Raw genomic sequence first — 22,930 nt, forward strand, 5'->3', positions numbered from 1 at the left:
CCCCGTTTTGCAAGCCAGGATTGGCGAGCCTCATTCATCAGTTGAACCGGCAAACCCTTCCAGGGAGTAACGCAATGGCCGTGACCCGCATTCCGATCATCGATCTCGCCGGCGTCCGCGCGGGCGATCCCCAGGCTGTGACGCGCGTGGCGCACGAAATCCGCGAAGCATGCACGACGATCGGCTTCTTCTACATCGTCAATCATGGCGTGCCGCAAGCAGCGATCGACGCAGCCGAACAGGCGGCACGCCGGTTCTTTGCGTTTCCGGTGGAGACGAAGCGGCGCGCGGCGGTCAATCAAAGGCATCGAGGTTTCAATGCGCTTGGCGACGCCACCATGTATCAGGCCACACGCCCCGACTACAAGGAGTTCTTCAGCATCGGCCTCGAATTGCCGGACGACGATCCCGATGTGCTCGCCGGGCAGGCGCTGCGCGGGCCGAACAACTGGCCGGATTTCATGCCGGAGCTGCGACCCGCGCTTTATGGCTACTACGAAGCGCTCGCCGCGTGCGGCGCCGATCTGCTGCGGGCTGTGGCGCTAAGTCTTGGCGTCGACGAGCAATTCTTCGCGCCGCGTTATACGAAGCGGATGCAGCGCACGCAGATGGTCTACTATCCGCCGCAACCGCCCCAGTCGGACGCGGATCAGTTCGGTGTCGCGCCCCATACCGACTACGGTTGCATTACCTTGCTGTGGCAGGACCAGGTGGGCGGCTTGCAGGTGCGTGAGATCGCCAACGATACGTGGGTCGATGCGCCGCCTGTCGAAGGCAGCTTCGTGGTGAATGTCGGCGATTTGCTGGCGCGCTGGACCAATGATCGCTTTCGCTCCACCTTGCATCGCGTGATCAATGCGTCGGGCCGCGAGCGCTATTCGATCGCGACGTTCTATGATCCCACTTACGGTGCGATGGTCGATCCGCGTGAGCTTGGGACGAGCGAAGCGGACCTCAAGTACCAACCGGTCGCCGCGGGTGACTATATCCTCGGGCGAATCAACGATTCGATGGGTTATCGGAAGAAAGCGGCCGTTGCAGGCACGCAAGGAACCACTGCATGACAGATAACAGTTTGGCAAACGGCGCGGCGGGCAATGCAGGCGGTAATGCAAGCAGCACTGCAATCGGTAGCGCGGGCACAGCCGCAGGCAATAGCGCACGCAGTAGCGCGACCCCCAGCGCTGCGCCGCTTTCCGCAACACTCGCAGCGCTGCGTGCCGCGCTCGGCGACGACGCGGTGCGGGTCGGCGAGCAGATCGGCGAACGCGCGATGACCGATTGGACACGTCACGATCCGACGCGTCCCGCTGCGTTGCTCCTGCCGCGCAGCACGGCCGAAGTCTCGCGCGCGCTGGCCATCTGCCACGGCGCGCATCAACCGGTGGTGCCGCAGGGCGGCATGACCGGTCTCGCCGGCGGCGCGATTGCGCGCGCCACCGATATCGCGCTGTCGCTCGAACGGCTCACCGGCGTCGAGGAAGTCGATAGCGCCTCGGCCACCCTGACCGTACGCGCCGGCACCACGTTGCAAACCGCGCAGGAAGCCGCAGCCGAAGCGGGCTTCGAACTCGCGCTCGATCTCGGGGCCCGCGGCTCGTGCCAGATCGGCGGCAATCTGGCGACCAACGCAGGCGGTAATCGTGTGATCCAGTCGGGCACCGCGCGCGATCAGGTGCTCGGCCTTGAAGTGGTGCTCGCCAATGGCGACGTGCTGACTTCGCTCGGCAAGATGGTCAAGAACAATACGGGCTATGACCCGAAGCACTGGTTCATCGGCTCGGAAGGCACGCTCGGCGTGATCACGCGCGCGGTGCTGCGGCTCCATCCGCAACGCGCGGCGCGTCACACGGCGCTCGTCGCACTCGACGGTTACGACGCCGCCGTGAGCCTGCTGCGCCGCCTGTCGACGCGCTTTGGCAACGACATCGGCGCGTTTGAAATCATGTGGCCGGACTTCTACGATTTCGGCGTGAAGCTGACGGGCACGCGCTCGCCGTTCGCGGAGTCGCACCCGCTCTATGCACTGATCGAACACGCGAGTTTCGACGCCGGTGATAACGGCGAACGTTTCTCCGCCGCCCTGACCGACGCGCTCGACTCGGCCGCGATTCGCGACGCGGTGATCGCGCAATCGGTGGCCGACGTACGGGCGTTATGGGCGATTCGCGAATGCACCGCTGAATTTCCGGTGCGGCTCGACGCGATCAACTTCGACGTGAGCTTGCCGATCAGCGAGATCGGCGCTTTCGTCGACCGTTGCCGCACGGCGCTCGAGCAACGCTGGCCGGGCAATGCGTCGTATTTCTTCGGCCATATCGGCGATTCGAATCTGCATGTCACCGTTGACGGCCATTCGATCCCCGGCGTCGACCATCACGCGGTCTATGCGTTCGTCTATGAGATGCTGGGGCCGTTGCACGGGTCGGTGTCGGCGGAACACGGGATCGGCTTGCTCAAGCGCGAGTTCTTGCCGATCTCGCGCTCGCCTGCTGAATTGGCCGCAATGGCCGCGATCAAACAGGCATTGGACCCGCACGGCATTCTGAATCCGGGCAAGCTGTTCTGAGCAACGCGTACCGCGCGTACCGCGCGTTTTAGCGTGGTGCGTCTTCGGCGTGCGTCAGCAGTTCGCTGGCGTAACGCCGGTACAGCCATGACAGCGAGGCCGCGGCGAACACGATGAAGATGGCATTGAGCAGCGCCTGCACGATCGCGATGACAGCCGCGTCCTGGGTCGCGTGCCCGGCCTGCATTCTGGGGCCCGCGACGAAGAGAAAAATGGCGCTCAGCACGAAGACCGGCAGATACGTGACGAAGCCCACGGCGATCATGCTCCATACATGCCCGCGGCTGTCTTTCCAGGCGGCGCGCAGCGCGAGCCTGCTGCCGAGCGCAATGGCCGGATAGAGCAGGATCAGCCGCATGGTGACGAACAGGTAGATCACCAGCATGGGCAGGTAGATCAGGACGCCCAGCCGCACCATGCGCATGGCGACGAAACCCAGGCCGGCAAACACCAGCATCGTCAGCACGACGACAAGCGAGACCAGCGCGTAGCGGCCGAGCGGCTTGCCGTTGAGCGGTACGAGCGGCTGCACGCCTTCGCCGAGCAGCACGAAACGATGGACCTTGATGGTCAACGTGCCCCCCACGGCCAATTGCAGCGCGGTCCAGACTAGCGGAAGCAGCCTCTGGCCGAGATGTGCCGTCGCGTCGACGCCGTCGGTGGTCGTGACAGCGGCAGGGTGCGGGCCGGCCAGCAGCGACGTGCAGGCCAGTACCGCGCAAACGCCCAGGAACAACCAGGGCATTTGCGTGACGGCTTGCCACGAACTGATCCAGCCTTTTTTTACGCAGGCCCCGAAGGTCAACTGTTCCATAGTTTTTAGTGAAATCGTCTTGATGGGTGATGCCCTTTAACTTTGCAGCTATCGAAAGAGGGGCTCGGTTTTGTTCTGCCAGGCAAGATGGACGGATCGCACGCGTTCCGTGTACGCGAGAATGTCAAAGCGGGAGTTCGCGTGCCGACCGCCCCTCGCCGGGCACATTGTGTCTCGAACTATGCTTCCGAGTCCATACGGAATATGAGTCGAGCCATGTAGGTATATACCGACTCAAGCTTCGTCAATGCGCATTCAGATACCGCGCAATCAAGGGATATACATCCACGGCCGCGTTCTTGCCGAAGATGCAGTCAATGTGCCCGTAGCCTGGAATGATGTGCCGCTCGTAAGGCTGCTCGGGGAACTGCTTGACCAGCATGTCGTACGTCAGTTGCGTACTCTTCGGCAGATAGGTTTCGTTTTTTTCGCCGTGGATAAAGCCGATCGGCAAACGCATACCCTCCAGGCCTTTCATGCCGTCGGCACCGCTCAGGTAGACGTCCCGGCCCCCGGCGTCGACGACCTTGCCCGCTCGCACCATTGCGGCGAGATGCTTGAAGACCGAGACATCATGCACGCCTAGAATTTCCTGCAGATTGGCATGCAGCGTCTCGTTCAGTTTTTCATGTTCGTAGAGCAAGCCGTAAAGGAAGGTGGCGCGATGGCAAATCGGGCTGCCGCAGCCCTGTTTGTGATTGAGCGGATAGAGCCGCAACGCTTCATCGAGCAGATTCTGAGGCCACGACCGGTGCTCCGTGAAGGCGGTCAGGTCGAGCACGCCGAGATGTTCCATGATGTCCGGCACGTGCAGGCCGCACTTGATCTTTTCCAGCGTGCCCGGCACCGGATGCGCGGACACCTGGGAGATGAGCGCCGAGCGCACGCCATCGAGGCCGTACAGCAGCGACATGGTCAACGCCAACCCGCCCATGCAGTGGCCCAGCACCTGAATGTCTGGCGCGCCGGTTACTTCCCGCACTTTGGCGACCGCCGCGGGAATGTCCTCGCGAGCGACCTTGTCGACGTTGGTCGGCACCAGCACGCTCGGCATTTCGATGCTGACGCGCAGATCGACCAGCCACACGTCGTAGCCGGCCGTGCTGAGAAACTCCACGAGGTTGGTCGCGATCAGATCGGTGGAATAGATGCGACTCGACACGCCTGAGCCGTGGATCAGCAGCACGGGACGCAGCGGTTTGTCGGGCGAGCCGGCGTAGCGCGTGAGCCGCAGGCGGGTCCCATCGGGCGTATCGAAGAAGACCACTTGCGGCGCCGGAGCGCGCAGCACGCGCTTCAGCCGCGGCGGCGCCTTCGGATCGTAAAACTGCAACGGCGCGGCGACGCCGCCGTATTCGGTGAACAATACGCCGGCAAAAAACTTGCCGAACTTCAGGGTCCATTCAAGACGCGTTTTCAGATCAGGCGTGTTGGTCACTTCAAGCGTGCGTTGCTGCTTGAGGAAATTTTCGGGTGTGATGATCAGCGTTGCGTGGCCAAGCGGCAGCGCATCCGCTTGCGCCGAGCCGCGGATGTCGGCGTAGAGCGTGTTGGTCTGTTCCCACAGATTGATCGGCGACGTGCGCGTGATGATCTTTTGCCCGGTCAGGGTGTAGGTCTTGCCTTCAGTGGAATTGAGCGTCATGCGGTAATTCATGTTGCGTTCGTCCACGTCCGATTCGTCGACCACGAACAGGTTGAAGGTCCCGTCCGTGATCGTCATCGGTTGCGCGGAGAGCGCGGGGCAGGTCAGCGTGCCGGTGGTGTGGGCCAGATGTTGCGGATTGCTCAGCATCGCGGCCAGATCGTCCGATTCGACAGTCAGCGTGAATTCAATCGGACTGGTGGCGGCTTCACCCTGCACGGCCGGCGTGTAAGTGCCGATCATCGTTTCGGTGAAGCGCAGGCCGATTTTTTGGGGTGTCGGTGTGCCGGCCGTACCCTTCGCCAGGTAGTCGATCTTCCAGCCCCGCGCGTTGGCGAGCAGCGCGCAATTGCGTTCCGCGAGCGCAGAAATCGTCAACAGCGGATTGACGCCGAGCGACATGGGCATGACGGCGCCATCCATCACATACAGGCCTTCGTGCACGGCATTGCCCGCCGTGCCGCTGAAGACGCGGCCTTGATGGTCGACGACACCGCGCCCGGCATCCTCGCCCATTCCGCAGCCGCCGAGCGGATGCACGGTGACGGTGCGGTTCTTGAGCAATCTGGTCGAAATGGGGTTGCGCACGTATTTGCCGCCGAGCGGCGTTTGCGCCTTCTCGAGCGTTGCTTCGACGGTCTGGAAGATCGGCTGTTGGCCGGCGTTTGGCCAGTCTATGCGCGGCCTGCCGGTGTCATTCACGCTGATCTGGCCGCTTTCGTCGTCATGCGCCATGACCAGGTAAGTTTGCGTGTGGTTGAGTGCGCCGTGATAGGGGCCGCGCAGGAAACTTTCGATCACGCGTGCGTCGTAGCCGGGATGTTCCCCGGCCGCGCGCGGCGCGGGAATCTCGACGCCTTCGAACGGCGCGGCGCCGCCGAGCAGGGCGACCAGCGCGGCGCCGACCGGTCCGGCGAGCGAACCCTCTTCGATCACGAAACCGTCTTTTACGTCAGCGGTGTTGCGGTGGTCGATGATGCCGGTGATGGTCGGCCCGACCGGCGCAATCTCGCCCTTCTTGTGCGTGCCCCAGCCGACCCCATTAATTACCTGATCGGTGTTGTACGCAAAGGCCAGTACGTCGCCGTTCCCGGTGAAGTGTTTGCCGAGCATGTCCGATACGGTCAGCCCCTCCTTGCGCGAACGCAACAGCAGCGCGGTGGAACCGATCGTGCCGGCCGACACGATCACGAGATCGGCGCTCACGAACAGATCAGGCGCGTCGTAGCTCTCGCGGCCCAGCTTCACCTCCTGAAAACGCACGATCCATTTTTGCGTGGCTGCGTCGCGCAACACCGAATGCACCGGCGTGCCCGTGAAAATATGGGCGCCGTGCGCGACCGCATCGGGCAGATAGTTCATGTGCGTCGAATTTTTTGCGTCGTAATTGCAACCCGAGTTGCAATCGCCACATCCGACGCAGGCCTGCTGCTCGACGCCCGCGGCGTTGACACGGTCCTCGAAGGTGACGGTGATCTCTGGCGGGTAAAAGCGATCTTCCATGCCGAGCGCCTGCGCGGATTTTTTGAGCGCCTGCAGTTTCGGCAACTGCAGGAAATCGCCGGATACCGCCGATGGCTGCAGCATGGCGCGGGCCAGTTCGTAGCCCTTGTCGCGGCCCGTTTGGTCCTCGCGCAGCGCGGCGGGCCAGCGCTCGTCGTTCCATAAGCGCGGTTCGGCTTCCAGCGCGACGTTTGCGTTGATCAGCGACGTGCCGCCCAGCCCGCAGCCCACCACTGCGTTCACCTGCTCATTCACGTGCACTTCGAGCAGCGCGAGCGGTGAGCCGATTTGCGCGAGTGCCGTGTTGTACTGCATCTGCGCGGCGCCTTCGAGCGGCGTGCGCGGATATTCGCCGGCCATGAATTCCCGTCCGCGTTCGAGCACGCACACACTTTTGCCCGCGCGCGCCATCCGGCTCGCGGCAATCGCACCGCCGTAGCCCGAACCCACCACCACCACGTCGTAATGCGCTTGCATCGCCGTCAGGGCGCTCGATAAGCGGTTCATGGAGACCACCTCATCAGGAAGGAGATGCCGGGTAGGGGAACCCGGACTTCGGAAGGAAGACGGTGTGTGGCTAAGGCTTTTTTATCGTAGGCGGTGCGCGATGACAAAAAAAGGCGCATCGTACGTGGCGCGTGGCGCGTGCGGCATGAAGCATGGGGCGTGAAGCATGGCGAGCGGCGACCGGCGCGTGCGCGATTTGTAAAAGGGAAGCAGCGCCGCCCTCGGCCCGCGCGAGTTTGACAGTGCGCTATTAGGCGGCTACTTCATTCAATTCGCTGTCGCTCGATTCGGCGGCGAGCAGGTTCAGTACGAGCAGAATCGCCGCGCGATTGTCGATGTCGATCTCGATGCCGAGCACGTCGGTCAGCCAGCGGCCGATCTTGGTATTGGAAAAATCGTCGGCGCCGGCCGTCTTTTTCATGGTGACGCCGAGTTTGACGGCACGATAGTGATACGAGGGCACACGATGCTGAGCAGCGACTGCCGACAGACCGCCTTTTCCTTCCGAGCACCAGCCGAGGCTGCCGGCCAGTACGATGCGCTCCGGCTCGTCGAGGCTGTCGATAAAAGCGCGCGCCGCGAACCGCACGCGTTGTTCATCAAGCCCGTATTGCAGCAGCACGCTTTCGACCGGGTCTTCCAGCGCGTGCGCGTGCAGATCGATTTCCTGCGCCATGCCTTCGTTTTCCATCGACACATTGCGCTGGTGGCCGGCGCTGCGCAGGCAGTCGATCAGGTAGCGGCGAAAATACGCGCACAGTGCGTAGCCATTGGACGGCGCGCTTTCGGCGCAGGCATTGGTTTCCGTATGGCCCGGCGCGAGGCGCAGCACTTTCGAATAGATGAACTGCGCGACCAGTTCTTCCTTGTCCTCGCCGAGCGCCTGCAACTCGAGCGGGTGATAGGTCCGCAGCGCCCGCTTGACCAGCTCGACCATCGACACCATTTCGTCGGCGGACAACTGGGTACGTCGACGCCACAGGTCGGGCAGGATCGCATCGTCGAGATTGCGGACGAACGCGTGGCTCGGAACTGCGCCCATGAAAACCTCCATAAGGGGTAGGACAAGGAGCGCGGGGAGCCTCGACTGCAGGCAAGCAACGGAGTGTCTGAAACGGTGAGCCGCGCTGGAACGTGAAGCCAGTATGGTTTCCGGCGGCGCCTTCGCCTATATGGATTAAGTGGTAGCTGATGGGTAAACTGCCGGGTAAACCGTCCCCGCGTCGGCCCGGTTGTTTGTCTGTTTGCCGTTTGAAACAACCGCAGAATGCATGGGACCGCAGTAAGCGCTGAAGCGCTAACTGCGGTCGACCGCAAAGATGCATGGGACCAGAGTAAGTGCTGAAGCACTAACTCTGGTCGACCGCAAAGATGCATGGGACCGCAGTAAGCGCTGAAGCGCTAACTGCGGTCGACAAAGGAGACCGCATGATGCGGGCCGACCCCATCCAGCGTGCAATCGACGAAGACCTGGTGCGCGTGCTGTATGCGCAAGATCCGATCGCCTTCTTTTCGCACTGGTTCTCGATCGCGGTGCTGGTGGCGATCTACTGGCCGAATGTGCCGTCGCCGCCGCTGTTCATCACGTGCTTCGGGTTTTATGCGGTGGCCAATTGCAGCAGCCTCGCGCTGTGGATCTGCAATCGCCGCTACCCGCATCTCACTACGCCGCGCGGCTGGATCAACCTGCACGCAGTGCGTGGCGTGCTGCTGTACAGTGCGCCTGGCCTCGCGGTGTGGTTCGCGTTCCAGAGTCCGCAAACCAATTTGCCGCTGCTGCATACGGTGATGCTCGTCACGCTCGCGGCCGGCGTGTTCATGTCGAACGGCTTCGACCTGCTGAACTTTTCGACCGCGATCCCGTTTCTGCTGTTTCCGACTATCGTGCTGCATTTCGGCGCGCATACGTTCGATCGCACGATTCTCGCGATCGTCCTCGCGTTCTTCTTCTGCGCGATCAACGTCTATGCGCTGAGCTACCGCAAGCTGTTCCAGCAGGTCGTGCAGGCGCGCGTCGATCAGCAGTACCTGGCGGAGTCGCTGGCGGCGCAAAAGCGTGTCGCCGAAGAGGCCAGTCTCGCTAAAACGCGTTTTTTTGCGGCCGCGAGCCACGATTTGCGCCAGCCGCTGCATGCGATCGGCCTGCTGGCGGCTTCGCTCAACGACCCGGCGGCGACGCCCGTGCAGCATGCGAAGACGGCGCAGCACATCGTCTATAACGTCGAGGCGTTGAATCAGTTGTTCAACCAGGTGCTCGATCTCGCCAGACTCGAAAGCGGCGTGACCCAGGTGATCCGCTTGCATTTCCGGGTTTCGGAACTGTTCGAGCGGGTCGGTAGCCAGTACCGCCCGCAAGCCGCAGCCAAGGGCCTGGCGCTGCGGATCGCGCCGGCCTCGGCGGTCGTGCACGACGATCCGGTGCTGCTCGAGCGCGTGCTGAGCAACCTGCTCTCGAACGCGGTGCGCTATACCGAAGAAGGCGCGATCTGGGTCGGCTATCGCCGCGCCGGGCGTCGTTCGGGTGGTTATATCGAAGTACGCGACTCCGGCATCGGGATTCCGGCTGAGGAACATGAGCACATCTTCGAAGAGTTCTATCAGGTCGCCAATCCGCAGCGCGACGCACGCCAGGGCCACGGTTTGGGCTTGCCGACGGTGAAGCGCCTCGTCGAGATGCTCGGCGGTGAATTGCAGATGCGCTCGGCGCCCGGCCGCGGCTCGGTGTTCCGCTTTCCGGTGCAGGCCGGCGACGCCGGCGGGATTGTCGCCAGCCTGAACGAGGCTGTGGCGGGCGGACCGTCAGCGCAAGGGCGGCGCGTCCTGTGCATCGACGACGAACCGTCGATTCTCGAAGGCCTCACCAGTCTGCTGGGACGCTGGGGTTGCATCGTGCATGGCGCACGCGACGAGGCCGACGCGCTCGCGGCGCTGGAACAGGGCTTCGTGCCGGACGCCGTGTTATGCGACTACCAGTTGGCGAATCACCGAACCGGTGCGCAGGCGCTCACCGCCGTGCGCAATGTGCTGGCAAGGGCGGGGTATGAAGGTGTGGTGACGTTGCTGATTACGGGCGATATGGCATCGGCGGAACTGGCGGCGCTGGCCTTGCAGGGAATTCCGGTGCTACATAAGCCCGTCACGCCGGCGCGTTTGCGGCGCACCCTGGAAATGCTGTGGCAACAAGCGGAACTGGACAAAGGGCGCCCGGCGCCCACGCTGGAAATGCGTGCGGGCGAAGCGCAGAGCGTCCACTACGAAGCGGGAACGGGGCTGGGGAAGGGAGCGCTGAAGGACACGACGTGAGGATCCGGGCTCGCCGCTCGCCGCTCGCCCGAGCGCGGGCTCAATCGCAAATCAATCCCAATACGAGCTGTAAATAGAGAGGCAGCCTCCCGCAGGCCGCCTGCAGACCCGCGCCGCCAACCCGGTATCACAGGGTTTTCCCGGCCTCGAGCCAGCCATTGATCACGGCGATCGCAGTGGACCGGTTGTGCACGCCGAGCGCCCGGAAGATCACCGACAGATGCACCTTGACCGTTCCTTCAGCGACACCCAGCTCGCGCGCGATCATCTTGTTGGTCCAGCCGCGATGCACCAGCCGCATGATGTCCTGCTGTCTTGGCGACAGGTTCTCCAGCAAATGTTGCTGGTGCGGCTGCAGCGCCTGGATTTGCGTGATCGGTTCGGTAAGCGCGGCGCCGGCCTGAGGGGTGGCGTGCGCGGTGCCCTGAGCGGCAACTTCGTCGGGCGCGCCGGTGTGCGCCGGTGCACTCTGCGTCTCGCGCGAACCCAGCAGGCTGAGCGCTTCCATCGGCACGTAGGCGCCCCCTGACAACACCAGTTCGATTGCCTTGAGCATCACGCTGGCGGGTTGCCGCTTGGGCACGAAGCCGAGCGCGCCGGCGGCCAGCACCGCGCGCATTTCGTCGGGCGATTCTTCGGCGGAAAGCACGACGACCGGTAACGCGGGGTTCGCCTTCAACAGCACTTCAAGCGACGACGCGCCGCTCATGCCCGGCATATGCAGATCGACGATGGCAAGGTCGTGATTGGCGTCGGGCCGCGCGGCGGCGGCGAGTGTTTCCCAGCTATCGGCCTCGTCGAATTGCGCATCGGGATCGAGGCCGCGCAGTAGCCCTTTGACGCCTTGCCGGATCAGTTCATGGTCGTCGGCCACAAGAAACTTCATGATGTCTCCGCGAGTCGGGCCTGCGCGTGGTGGACTGCCGCCGCTGTGCTGCTGCCTTCAAAGCGTGAGGCTCTGCGGCTTCTGGCTTTACTTGCCGTTTTACTTCTATTGTCGAATCGCGTCATTGCCGGCTACCCCGCGTTTCATATGCCGATCGATGGCGCGGCGCGCCTTCCGGTTTGCCGCCCATTTAACACTCTATTTGTGTGATCGCCGGCTGGTTCGCTGCACCAGCATGGTGTATAGGCAGGTCTCCCGCGCATAGGTTCCGGCTTGCTACGAAGACGAGCCGCATGCCTCAATTTTTAAGCCGTCCACGCGGGAATCCGAAGGTTATGCGCGCCGGATGAAATCACGCAAAAACAGGTTTCATTGACAGCTTCATTTGACCGCGAACAACGTCGCATTCATCAGAAGCTTGAACGCGAAACCGAGCGACACCGCGGAGGCTACGCCGAAGCACCAAAGCGCGATGAACCACAGCCAGCCGGGCAGTTTGCGGCCCGGTGTTTGCGAAGTGCTGCCCGCGGCGTGACGGCCCGTGGCGTGACTGCCCGTGTCCTTAGTGATAGTGATGTTGGTCGTCATGACGCACCTTGCCACGAAATACCCAGTAACCCATCGTCGTATAGGCGATGATAATCGGCAGAATCACCGCTGCGCCAACCAGCGTGAACATCTGGCTCGAGCGCGGCGCGGCGGCTTCCCACAGCGTCATGCTCGACGGAATCGCATACGGCCACAGACTCACCAGCAGCCCGGCATAGCCGAGCAGCACCAGCAGCAGCGCCAGCACGAACGGCGTGTTGTGATGCCGCTCACGCACCGCGCGGCGCATGAAAAACGCGCAGATCGCCACGAGGAACGGCACCGGCAGCAGACGGTAGAACAGGCTGTCGTGGAACCAGCGTTGCGCGATATTCGGATCTTGCAGCGGTGTCCACAGGCTGACCATCGCGATGAACCCGAGTAGTACCAGCGTCAGCGGCCACACCACGCGATGCAGGCGGCGTTGCAGATCGCCTTCGGTTTTCGCGACCAGCCAGCAGCAGCCGAGCAGCGCGTAGGTGATGACCAGACCGAGACCCGTCAGCAGACTGAACGGCGTGAGCCAGCCGAAGGCGTCGCCCGCATAGCCGCCGTCGATCACGGGAATGCCTTGCAGGAACGCGCCCAGCACGATGCCCTGGAAGAACGTCGCGCCCGCCGAGCCGCCGATGAACGCCAGATCCCACAGATGTTTCGTGCGCTTGGCCTTGGCGCGAATTTCAAACGATACGCCGCGAAAGATCAGGCATACCAGCATGAAGATCAGCGGCAGATAGAGCGCCGACAGCACGGTCGAATAGACCACCGGAAACACCGCGAACAACGCGGCACCCCCGAGCACCAGCCAGGTTTCGTTGCCGTCCCATACGGGCGCGACGGTGTTCATCATCAGGTCGCGTTCCTTCTCGTCGGGGAAGAACGGGAAGACGATGCCGATGCCCAGATCGAAGCCGTCCAGCACCACGTACATGAATAGGCCCAGCGCGATGATCGCGGCCCACGCTACGGTTACGTCCATTTTCTTTCTCTTCGGCGGTGAAGTTAGGCGGCGTCGATCATCTGATCGGCGGCGGACAGCGGTCGGCGCGCGGTCTGGTTCGGCGTGGGTTCAGGCATGCCGTGCGGCGTCTGTCCCGGCAGTGCTGGACCCGAGCGCATCAGCTTGAGCATGTAGTAGATGCCGGTGCCGAACACGAGGAAGTAGACGCCCACGAACGCCATCAGCGAGATGCCGACCTGCTGCGTGGTGAGCGGCGACACCGCCTGCGAGGTGCGCATCACGCCGTACACCACCCACGGCTGACGGCCGGCTTCCGTGGTGACCCAACCTGCCAGCAGCGTAATGAAGCCGGTCGGGCCCATTGCCACGGCGACCCGCTGAAACCACTTCGCTTCGAACAGCCGTTCGCGGCGGCGCAGTGTCCATGCGGCGAGAGACATCAGGATCATCAGCACGCCGAGCCCGGCCATGATGCGAAAGCTCCAGAACACCACCGTCGAGTTCGGCCGGTCTTGCGGCGGGAATTCCTTCAGGCCACGAATCTCGCCGTCCCAGCTATGCGTGAGGATCAGGCTGCCAAGGTGCGGAATCGACACGGCATAACGCGTGGTCTCCGCTTGCATATCAGGAATGCCGAACAGATTCAGCGCCGTGCCGCCTTTCTCGGTTTCCCACAGTCCTTCGATCGCGGCGATCTTGGCGGGCTGATACTTGCGCGTGTTCAGACCGTGCTGATCGCCGACGAATGCCTGGATCGGCGTAAGGATCAGCAGCAGCCAGAGCGCCATCGAGAACATCTTCTTGACGGCCGGATCGCGCCGGCCGCGCAGCAGATGCCACGCGCCCACCGCCGACACCACCAGCCCCGCGACGATGAAGGCCGCCAGCGCCATATGCGCGAGCCGGTACGGGAACGACGGATTGAAAATGATCTTGAACCAGTCGAGCGGCACGACGTGGCCGTTCACGACTTCAAAGCCTTGCGGCGTTTGCATCCAGCTATTGGACGCGAGAATCCAGAAGGTCGAGATCAGCGTGCCGATCGCCACCATCAGCGTGGCGCCGAAGTGGGCGCGCGCACTCACGCGCTGCCAGCCGAACAGCATGATGCCGAGGAAGCCCGCTTCGAGGAAGAACGCGGTCATGACCTCGTACATCAGCAGCGGTCCGGTAATCGGCCCGGCGAAACTGGAGAAGCCCGACCAGTTAGTGCCGAACTGATAACTCATCACGACGCCGGAAACCACGCCCATCCCGAAGGCGACTGCGAAGATCTTCGACCAGAACAGGCAAAGATCTTTGTAGTATGTCTTGCCGGTTTTCAGCCAGCGCCATTCGAGGACGGCGATGAAGCTGGCGAGGCCGATGCTGAGCGCCGGAAAAACAATGTGAAACGAGACGGTGAACGCAAACTGAATGCGGGCGAGATCGAATGCCGATAGAGCGGAGGTCATGAGCGTGAAGTGCTTTTTATGTGCGTCGTGCCCGAAGGTGGACTACGCGCGTCGACCGCTGTCGGTGCGCACTGCGATGGGCAGATGGCGCAAGAGTAGAGGAACGAGGATTTTTTTGCTGCGGTGCGAGGTGCGTCAAAAAACCGCGTTGTTGTGCGGCTGTTTTCGATTTTGAGACGGCAACGCCTTGATAGGTATCAAGTTTTCCTGAGTATGCCTTTGAGTGTTTTTTCCCGGCCGGCCGCGCAGCTGCGGCAATAGACCGCGCTGCCGCATCGCGGTCTCGACTTCTGTGCCGACGCGTGGCGGGTCAAGTCCCCGCCACGCCAGCTACGCAATCGAGATAAACAGTTGCTTGCCACACGCCGCCGCATATCAGCGCAGCGTATCGACAGAAGGTGAGCCGGTTAGCTAGCCAACCAGCTAGTTTGCTTCTACCATGCAAGCAGCTAATGAGCGGTTCATATTGGCTTGCCGCAGGCCCGAAACGGGCGAGCTTCGCGTCGTCATCTGGGTCTTCATCCCTGATAGTTATTTCGAATAGCACGTGAACTGATTCGGTTCTTCGTGAGTCCGTCATCAAAGTGTGTTGCAGACCGTGCCATGCTTGAATAAGCGCTTCATCGCGCATCGACCGGTCACTTTTCTCCAATGTTCTGCCTGAATGCGCGTCGAGTTCGTCATGGCATTCGCTGTTAGCGGTTTTCGTCGGGCGGCACTGTTTGTGTCGCCCGAATGGTTTGAGAGGCACGCTTCATCCACCTGCCGGCAACGGCAGACTTCATCCAAAGGAGTCAGCAGATGAGCACGATCACCACGAAAGACGGTACGGAAATTTTCTACAAAGACTGGGGCAAGGGCCGCCCGGTTGTGTTCTCACACGGCTGGCCATTGTCCGCGGATGCGTGGGATGCGCAGATGCTGTTCCTCGGCAACAAAGGGTTTCGCGTGATCGCGCACGACCGGCGCGGTCATGGCCGTTCGGCGCAGACCTGGGACGGCAACGACATGGATACCTACGCCGACGATCTCGCGGCGCTGATCGAGCACCTCGACCTGCAGGACGCGACCCTGGTCGGGCATTCGACCGGCGGTGGCGAAGTCGCGCATTACATCGGCCGCCACGGTACGAAACGCGTGGCGAAGGCTGTGCTGATCGGCGCGGTGCCGCCGCTGATGCTCAAGACAGAGAGCAATCCCGAAGGCACGCCGATCGACGTGTTCGACGGTATTCGCAAGGGTGTCGAGGCGGATCGTTCGCAGTTTTTCAAGGACCTGGCGCTGCCGTTTTACGGTTACAACCGTCCGAACGCGAAGGTGTCGCAAGGCGTGATCGATTCGTTCTGGGCGCAAGGCATGGTCGGCTCGATCAAGGGCTTGTACGACTGCATCAAGCAGTTCTCCGAAGTCGACTACACGGAAGACCTGAAGAAGATCGACGTGCCGACGCTGGTCCTGCATGGCGACGACGACCAGATCGTGCCAATCGACGCCGCCGGCCGCAAGACGGCGAAGATCGTGAAGAACGCCACGCTCAAGGTCTACCCGGGCGGCGCGCATGGCATGTGCACGGTCGAGGCGGACAAGGTGAATGGCGATCTGCTGGAATTCATCGGCTCGTAAGCGCGTTGACGTAACGCGCGCGGCTTGCGTGTGGCGATTGCCATGCGCAGGCCGTGCTGCTTGCCATGCAGCATGGCTGAATCAGTCAGACGGTTGACGCAGCCGATGCGTGCCCCGCTCGACGCAATGCCGGGCGAACCACCAGCCGGTGGAATGGCGCGATGGCGAAAACATCGATCGATGTCTAAGCACCGTTGAGCAACCGGATAGATCCGGTGAGGTCTCGGGTTTGCCTTCAATTTGCGCAATTACGTTGTATGACATCACATAATAATAGATGACATATACGTCTGTTTATTAAAGACAATTTCCCCGTAGGTGAGAGTGAATACGGGTAATTGCCTAGTTGAAATCGCCCTCGCGTTGATGGATAGTACGTTATCGTACAACTAGACGACCCATCTTGGTCCATTGCCGCTACGGCTTAACTGCGAGTCGTCCTCCGGCTCTCATCGCGCGCGGCGCTGTAAAGGAACCCCTATGAAGAAGATTGCCCTGAGTGGAGCCGGCGGCCAGCTCGGCTCGGTAGTACGTGCGGCGTTGATCGCACGCGGGACCCCCTTGCGTTCCGCCGCGGGATCCAGGGCCCTGGTGCCGCTGGTGGAAGGCGAGGACGTGATGCACGGTGACCTGCGCGATCCCGCCGTCGTCGATCGTCTGCTGGAGGGCGTCGACGTGCTGATTCATTTCGCGGGTACGAGCGTCGAGCGGCCTCTGCCTGAAATCATCGACAACAATCTGCGCGCACTGGTTGAGGTGTACGAAGGCGCGCGCCGGCAAGGCGTTCGGCGCGTGGTGTTCGCGAGCTCCAACCATGCGATCGGCATGTATCCGGTCACCGAGCATCTCGATCTCGACTGTGCGCTGCGCCCGGACGGTTTCTACGGCCTGAGCAAGGTATGGGGCGAAGCACTCGCGCGCATGTATTGGGATAAGCATGGCATCGAGAGTATTTGCGTGCGGATCGGCAGTTGCCTTGAACGGCCCACCGAGCAGCGGCACCTGAGCACCTGGTTCGGTCATCGCGACCTGCTGCATTTCCTCGACCGCTGTGTCGAAGCAGAGGACGTCGGCTTCATCACCGTGTGGGGTGTGTCGGCCAATAAGCGTAGCTGGTGGGACAACAGCGGTGCCGAGCGTCTGGGTTATCAGCCAACGCAGGACGCCGAAGTCTACGCCGAGGACATTCTGACGCGGCCGAATCCGCTCGATGCCTTGGGTCAGCGTTACCAGGGCGGCAGCTTCGTCGGCATCGACTACTCGCGCGACGATGCCGCGGGCAGCGACACCCCGGGCCGGCCCGTCTGAGCGGTCAAGGAATACGAGGAGACGTAGTCATGAAAATCAAGGGCATCCGCTGGTGGATGGTCAGTCTGGTCGCGGCCGGGCTCATCATCAATTATCTCGCGCGCAATACGTTGTCGGTGGCGGCGCCGACGCTGATGAAGGACCTCGACATCACGACCGTGCAGTATTCGCACGTCGTGGTGGCCTGGCAGCTTTGCTATGCGTTTATGCAGCCGGTCGCGGGCTACGTGCTCGACACCGTCGGCACCAAGATCGGCTTTGCGGCGTTCGCGCTGGCCTGGTCGCTGGCGTGTGCCGCGGCGGCATGGTCGACGGGCTGGCGCAGCCTCGCGTTCTTTCGCGGCGTGCTCGGTATCGCCGAAGCGGCGGGCATCCCGGCCGGCGTCAAGGCGACGAGCGAGTGGTTCCCGGCCAAAGAGCGTTCCGTCGCGATCGGCTGGTTCAATATCGGTTCGTCCATCGGCGCGCTGCTGGCGCCGCCGCTGGTCGTTTGGGCGTTGCTGCACGGTCAATGGCAATGGGCTTTCCTGATCGTCGGCGTGGCGGGGATTGTCTGGAGCGCGCTGTGGATGCTGTTGTACAAGCATCCGCAGAAACAGAAGCTGTTGAGCGACGCCGAGCGCGATTACATCCTCAGCGGGCAGGAGGCAAAGCACAGCGAAGCCGGCGCGGTCAAACGCAGTTGGGCCGCCATGCTCGGCAGCCGCGACTTCTGGGCCATCGGCATTCCGCGGATTCTTTCCGAGCCGGCCTGGCAGACCTTCAACGCGTGGATCCCGCTGTACATGATGACCGAGCGTCACATGAACCTGAAGGAAGTCGCGCTGTACGCGTGGATGCCTTTTCTGGCGGCGGATATCGGCTGTGTGCTCGGTGGCTACCTCAGCCCGCTGTTTCATAAGTACGCGAAGGTCTCGCTGTTCACGTCGCGCAAGATGGTCTTTGTGGTCGGCGCGCTCTGCATGATCGGGCCCGCCTGCGTCGGGCTGGTGGCGAGTCCTTACGCGGCCGTCGCGCTGCTGTGCGTCGGCGGCTTTGCTCACCAGACCTTGTCGGGTGCGCTGTACGCGATCACTTCCGACATGTTCGGCAAGAACGAAGTCGCCACCGCCACCGGCATGGGCGGCATGGCGGGTTATCTCGGCGCGGCGGCGTTCACGGCGCTATTCGGCGTGCTGGTCACGCAGATCGGCTACAGCCCGTTGTTTGTGGTGCTGGCGGTGTTCGACATCATCGCGGCCGCCGTGGTGTGTCTGCTCGCGCGAAGCACTGACAAAGCGCCGGATCCGCGCTGGGCGGCGCCGGGTGCGGTCGCAAAATAAGCTGTGGTCTGATCCGGCAGCGAAGCGCGTCGGGTAGTGAAAATGGCGGTGTCCACTCGGGCACCGCCATTTTTTTGACTCGCAATCACGGACGCAGGTTGCCCCGCGCCCGTGCGCACCAACGTCAGCCCGTCAGCTTCGCGGTGTACGTGGTGCCGGCGATCACGACGTTGTTCAGCGTGATGCCGTTCACGTTGTTCACGAAGAACGGCCCAGGCGTGCTCGTCGTCGCTGGTCCCGTGCAGATCGGCGTGCCCAGGTTGCAGTCCGAGATCGTCACGCCGGTAATCGGCTGCACCGTAGGCACGGGTAGCGGACCGTTGTAGTCCACCGCCACCGGACCCTGCGCGACGATTGCCTGGAAGCACGAACCCGACGTCGCTGGGAAACCCGAAGTCAGCGCGTAGCTCACCGCCCCCGACGTGTTGGTCGCATTCACGTTCGAGATGTTGACGTTGTTGATCGTCGCAGGGTTCCAGCGCACGGCGTCGCCCGAGGGGCTGTAATCGCAGTCGAACGTGATCAGCCCGCCCTGGCCGGTAGACGGATTGGCCGTGAGACCGACGGTGCCCGTACCGGGGACCGAACCCGGTACGCTCGAGCCCAGCGCGCCGCCACCGTATTTGCCCGTCAGGTTCACGCCATTGGGCAGCGTCACGCCAGTGATCCACACGTTGTTGATGAACCCGCCACGATTCATGTTGGTCTTGAAGCGGAGCGCGATGTTCAGCGGATTGGTTGCCCAATTCGCGTTTTCCATTGTCAGATTGCGCGCGTAGACGTTTTGCACGCCCGCACTCATTTCGCTGCCGATCGTGAGCCCGCCGTGACCGCTCTGCATCGTGCAGTTCTGCACTACGATGTTCTGCATCGGGCCGTATTCCGTGTCGAGGCACTTGCCGGACTTGATCGCGATGCAGTCGTCGCCGGTATTGAACTGGACGTTCTGCACCAGCACGTAATTACACGCATCCGGGTCGAAGCCGTCGTTGTTCGGGCCGATGCTGTCCGCAAACACGCCGTCGATCACCACGTTCGTACAATCGGTCGGGTGATGCTGCCAGAACGGTGTGTTCTGGGTGTGGTAATTCTGCAGCAGCACGTTGGTGCAGCCGATGAGTTCGACCATGCACGGACGCAGAAAGTGACCGAGGCCAAACACGCGATCCGCGACCGGCACTCCGAGTTCCGAGAGTGCCGGTAGATAGTTCTGGTCCTGATTCCAGCCCGAAACGGTGAGGAGATTCATCAGCGTCGTCGTCGTGCCGTCCTGATTCTTGAACGACACGTTGGCTTGCGGATTCGTGACCTGGGCCGCGGGCAGACTCGTCAAGGCGGTGTTGGCCAGGTAGGAGCCGGAATTGGCCGGGTAGGCGAGGGTGCCTGTGTTCGGGTCGGCTTGCGAAACCGGCGCCGCCCCCGAAGCCGGTTTCACGTAACCGTACGCGTTACTCGTGCCTTTGAAGGTCCACCAGCATGACGTTGGCGGCTTGGTGCTCAACTGCATCGGCGTCATCGCCTGGCCGTTCAGAACGCACGTGTTGTCGTCGGCGGTGAGCGCGATGTTGGTCTGCTGGTACGCGTAGATCGGCGAGCCGAAGTTCAGACAGTCGTTCGCCTGCCAGCGCGTCCAGTACAGATTGCCGTTCGCCGTCGGGTACGTGCCATTCTTCGCGTAGTCGGCCGGGTTCGGGCTGAAATAGATCGTGCAACCGGAACTCAAATGGAAATTTACGTTGCTCAGGAGCACGATCGGGCCGCCGCAATACCAATTGCCGGCAGGCACCACGACGCGGCCGCCGCCCGCCGAGTGCGCGGCCTGAATCGCGGCATTGAACGCGGAGCACGAGTCGTACGCCGTGTCCGTCATATCCCACGGCACCATGATGTTCGAGCCCGGGCTTTGCGGCGACGTCGCGGCCTGCGAGCCTGTCACCCATGGAATCGTGCCACCGGGCCACGCGCTTGCCTGGATCAGGGCGGACGCCGGCAGTGTCCGTGCGCCGTAGCTCGTCGTCTGAAAATCAGCTGCCGGAAACGTCGAAGGGGTAATGCCTGCGAGCTTGTTGATGATGGCCGTCGCCTGGCCGGCCGGTCCCCAGATCGGGTCAGCGGCTGTGACCGGTTTAGTCGGCGCTGGCGGCGTGGAGCCTAAAGAGCCGCTGCTACCGCCGCAACCTGGCAAGGTCCCCAACAGGGTAGCGCCGGCGGACGTTCCCGCGAACACGATAAACGCTCTGCGGTGAGGTGAATTCGGTTCGCCCCGGCTGCGGATTCGCGATGCCTGCTCGCCGTTGTTTTTATCTTTGATTGCCACGGATGTCTCCTTGCCCTTTGCGGGCGTTGTGATTGATCGTTAGTGCTCTTGAGCGTTAGATGGGCCATGGATTCCGTAATCCGTCGCTCGAACAGGCGGCGAATTGAATCAGTCGCCATAGCCATCAGTCATCCTTAATATTTGTAATAAAACTTTATTCGCGAGTGTGATCCTTTATCGTAGTGATTCGTGCGAACGCCGAACGCGAACGCGAACGCGAACGCGAACGCGAACGCCGAACGCCGAACGCCGAACGCCGAACGCCGAACGCGCACGCGCACCGCTCCGCCTTCTCTATCTGCATAGAGCAAGCGGAACGGCGCCGCGGATCAGACTGCGCTTAAGTGGTCGACTGGCCGATTTCGTGATTGGCGAGTATTTCGAGCGCACGCACCATGGCAGAGTGATCCCATGCCTTGCCGCCATGCGCCACGCAGGCGTTGAAGAGCGCCTGGCAAGTGGCCGTATTCGGCAAGGAAACGCCGAGCGCCTGCGCCGTCGAAAGCGCGAGATTCAGATCCTTCTGGTGAAGCTCGATCCGGAAGCCTGGATCGAAACTGCGTTTCGTCATCCGTTCACCGTGCACTTCGAGAATGCGCGATGACGCAAAACCGCCCATCAGCGCTTCGCGCACGCGCGCTGGATCGACGCCGGCTTTGGAGGCGAGCAGCAACGCTTCGCCGACCGCCTCGATCGTCGCCGCGACGATCACCTGGTTGGCGACCTTGCACACCTGGCCGGCGCCGACCGCGCCGATCAGCGTGACGTTCTTGCCCATCATGTCGAACAGCGGCTTGACGCGCTCGAAGGTCGCGGTTTCGCCGCCCACCATGATGGTCAGCGAGCCGGCCTTGGCGCCGACCTCGCCACCCGAAACCGGTGCATCCAGATAGTCCGCGCCGTGCTCACGCACGCGGGCCGCGAACTCGCGCGTGGCCATCGGCGAAATCGAGCTCATGTCGACCACGGTTTGTCCCGGACGCAACGCGTCGGCGAGGCCTTGTTCGCCAAACAGCACGCGTTCGACGTCCGGCGTATCCGGCACCATGATGAAGATCACGTCGGCATGCGCGGCCACCGCGGCCGGGCTGTCGCACGCGATCGCGCCGGCCTGGGTGAGGTCGTCGGGCACGCCGCTGCGCGTAAACGCCGCGAGCGCGACGCCGTTCTTGAGAAGGTTGGCGGCCATGGGCTTGCCCATGATGCCGAGTCCGATAAAGCCTGCTTTTTGCATGGAATCCTCCGAAGATGTCATGGCGGCCGTGTTTACTTCCGGTCCGCCTGTTTCTGCATGAAGTGTTTCTGAACCGCCTGCGCGCCGGCTTTCAACAGCCCCATGTCCGCACAGACCGCGATGACGCGGCAGCCCATGGAGAGATAGCGCTCCGCGTCGGCCTGCACGGTGGCGAGAATGCCGCTCGGCTTGCCGGCGGCCTCGGCGCGCTCGAACACGCGCGCAATCGCCTGTTGTACGTCGGGATGACCGAGGTTGCCGAGGTGGCCGTAGGAAGCCGCGAGATCGGACGGACCGACGAACACGGCGTCGATGCCGTCCACGGCAAGAATCTCGTCGATATTGTCGACGGCCTTGCGGCTTTCGATCTGAACGATGACGCAGACGTTGTCGTTGGCGATGTCGAAGTAGTCGGAGACCGTGGCATATCGATTGCCCCGGTGGCTCACCGACACGCCGCGGATGCCCTGCGGCGGGTAGCGCGTCGCGGCGACGGCGCGGGCCGCGTCGTCGGCGCTCTCGATGAACGGCACCAGAAAATTCGAGAAGCCACTATCGAGGAGCCGCTTGATGAACACGCTGTCGTTGGCGGGCGGGCGCACCACCGGCGCGCTCGGGCTGTCCTTGAGCGCTATCAATTGGGGGATCAGCGTCAGAACGTCGTTCGGGGCGTGTTCGGCATCCAGCAGCATCCAGTCGAAGCCGACCACGCCGAGCAGTTCGGTAGCAATCGGACTGGCGAGCGAAACCCAGCAGCCGATCAGGGTTTCGCCGCCGCAGACGGCACGGCGAAAGCTATTGGGTAAAGACTGATAAGGCGTGGCGGCTGTCATGGGGATGTCTCCTGGAACTGGGTTATCCGGGCAAGCTGCGGTTGCTAAACTGGTTGTTATAGG

General features: G+C 62.6%; 16 protein-coding genes. 6 read left to right on the top strand and 10 right to left on the bottom strand.

Annotated features, from left to right (window positions below; genetic code table 11):
- Positions 1-74 precede the first annotated feature (74 nt).
- Both PQR53_RS19395 and PQR53_RS19400 read left to right on the top strand, forming a co-directional pair.
- Positions 75-1,064 carry an isopenicillin N synthase family dioxygenase gene (locus tag PQR53_RS19395; RefSeq protein WP_408457078.1) on the top strand — a complete coding sequence of 330 codons (990 nt, stop codon included), beginning with the start codon at positions 75-77 and terminating at the stop codon, positions 1,062-1,064.
- Complete coding sequence (locus PQR53_RS19400) at positions 1,061-2,569, top strand: FAD-binding oxidoreductase (protein ID WP_408457081.1); 1,509 nt, start codon at positions 1,061-1,063, stop codon at positions 2,567-2,569. The genes PQR53_RS19395 and PQR53_RS19400 overlap by 4 nt, the downstream gene beginning before the upstream one ends.
- 28 nt (positions 2,570-2,597) lie before the next feature.
- Here PQR53_RS19400 and PQR53_RS19405 read toward each other — a convergent pair whose 3' ends face one another.
- The 3 genes from PQR53_RS19405 to PQR53_RS19415 form a co-directional block, all read right to left on the bottom strand.
- Complete coding sequence (locus PQR53_RS19405; RefSeq protein WP_408457083.1) at positions 2,598-3,383, bottom strand: hypothetical protein; 786 nt, start codon at positions 3,381-3,383, stop codon at positions 2,598-2,600.
- Between the two features lie 244 nt (positions 3,384-3,627).
- Positions 3,628-7,038, bottom strand: coding sequence for an alpha/beta fold hydrolase (locus tag PQR53_RS19410; RefSeq protein ID WP_408457085.1), 3,411 nt, complete (start codon positions 7,036-7,038; stop codon positions 3,628-3,630).
- A 250-nt stretch (positions 7,039-7,288) separates the two neighbouring features.
- Positions 7,289-8,080, bottom strand: coding sequence for a hypothetical protein (locus PQR53_RS19415; protein WP_408457088.1), 792 nt, complete (start codon positions 8,078-8,080; stop codon positions 7,289-7,291).
- Between the two features lie 389 nt (positions 8,081-8,469).
- Between PQR53_RS19415 and PQR53_RS19420 the strand changes: the two genes are divergently transcribed.
- On the top strand, positions 8,470-10,341 hold the full coding sequence (locus tag PQR53_RS19420) for an ATP-binding response regulator (RefSeq protein WP_408457513.1): 1,872 nt from the start codon (positions 8,470-8,472) through the stop codon (positions 10,339-10,341).
- A 127-nt stretch (positions 10,342-10,468) separates the two neighbouring features.
- Here the strand turns inward: PQR53_RS19420 and PQR53_RS19425 are convergent, their stop codons facing one another.
- The 4 genes from PQR53_RS19425 to PQR53_RS19440 all read right to left on the bottom strand — a co-directional run bounded on the left by PQR53_RS19425 (position 10,469) and on the right by PQR53_RS19440 (position 14,230).
- Complete coding sequence (locus PQR53_RS19425) at positions 10,469-11,227, bottom strand: response regulator (protein ID WP_408457090.1); 759 nt, start codon at positions 11,225-11,227, stop codon at positions 10,469-10,471.
- A gap of 381 nt (positions 11,228-11,608) precedes the next feature.
- Positions 11,609-11,815 (bottom strand): hypothetical protein, encoded by a 207-nt coding sequence (locus PQR53_RS19430; RefSeq protein WP_408457093.1) that lies wholly within the window; start codon positions 11,813-11,815, stop codon positions 11,609-11,611.
- Positions 11,790-12,794, bottom strand: coding sequence for a cytochrome d ubiquinol oxidase subunit II (cydB, locus tag PQR53_RS19435; RefSeq protein WP_408457096.1), 1,005 nt, complete (start codon positions 12,792-12,794; stop codon positions 11,790-11,792). Before cydB ends, PQR53_RS19430 begins: the two co-directional genes overlap by 26 nt.
- Before the next feature lie 23 nt (positions 12,795-12,817).
- Positions 12,818-14,230, bottom strand: a complete 1,413-nt coding sequence (locus PQR53_RS19440) for a cytochrome ubiquinol oxidase subunit I (RefSeq protein WP_408457098.1) — start codon at positions 14,228-14,230, stop codon at positions 12,818-12,820.
- An 801-nt stretch (positions 14,231-15,031) separates the two neighbouring features.
- On the opposite strand from PQR53_RS19440, the gene PQR53_RS19445 reads away from it, so the two are divergent.
- The 3 genes from PQR53_RS19445 to PQR53_RS19455 all read left to right on the top strand — a co-directional run bounded on the left by PQR53_RS19445 (position 15,032) and on the right by PQR53_RS19455 (position 18,483).
- Positions 15,032-15,853, top strand: coding sequence for an alpha/beta fold hydrolase (locus PQR53_RS19445; RefSeq protein ID WP_408457101.1), 822 nt, complete (start codon positions 15,032-15,034; stop codon positions 15,851-15,853).
- Positions 15,854-16,333: 480 nt separating this feature from the next.
- On the top strand, positions 16,334-17,161 hold the full coding sequence (locus tag PQR53_RS19450) for an NAD-dependent epimerase/dehydratase family protein (RefSeq protein ID WP_408457104.1): 828 nt from the start codon (positions 16,334-16,336) through the stop codon (positions 17,159-17,161).
- Between the two features lie 29 nt (positions 17,162-17,190).
- Complete coding sequence (locus PQR53_RS19455) at positions 17,191-18,483, top strand: MFS transporter (RefSeq protein WP_408457107.1); 1,293 nt, start codon at positions 17,191-17,193, stop codon at positions 18,481-18,483.
- A gap of 124 nt (positions 18,484-18,607) precedes the next feature.
- Here PQR53_RS19455 and PQR53_RS19460 read toward each other — a convergent pair whose 3' ends face one another.
- From PQR53_RS19460 to garL, 3 genes are all read right to left on the bottom strand, one after another.
- Entirely contained in the window at positions 18,608-20,800 is a 2,193-nt protein-coding gene (locus tag PQR53_RS19460; RefSeq protein WP_408457110.1) for a glycoside hydrolase family 28 protein, read from the bottom strand.
- 340 nt (positions 20,801-21,140) lie between these two features.
- On the bottom strand, positions 21,141-22,055 hold the full coding sequence (locus PQR53_RS19465; RefSeq protein WP_408457113.1) for a 2-hydroxy-3-oxopropionate reductase: 915 nt from the start codon (positions 22,053-22,055) through the stop codon (positions 21,141-21,143).
- Positions 22,056-22,066: 11 nt separating this feature from the next.
- Positions 22,067-22,867, bottom strand: a complete 801-nt coding sequence (gene garL / locus PQR53_RS19470; RefSeq protein WP_408457116.1) for a 2-dehydro-3-deoxyglucarate aldolase — start codon at positions 22,865-22,867, stop codon at positions 22,067-22,069.
- Positions 22,868-22,930: the final 63 nt, after the last annotated feature.

Origin of the sequence: Paraburkholderia fungorum (assembly GCF_046027605.1) — a bacterium.
In the GTDB taxonomy this organism is placed as follows: domain Bacteria; phylum Pseudomonadota; class Gammaproteobacteria; order Burkholderiales; family Burkholderiaceae; genus Paraburkholderia; species Paraburkholderia fungorum_F.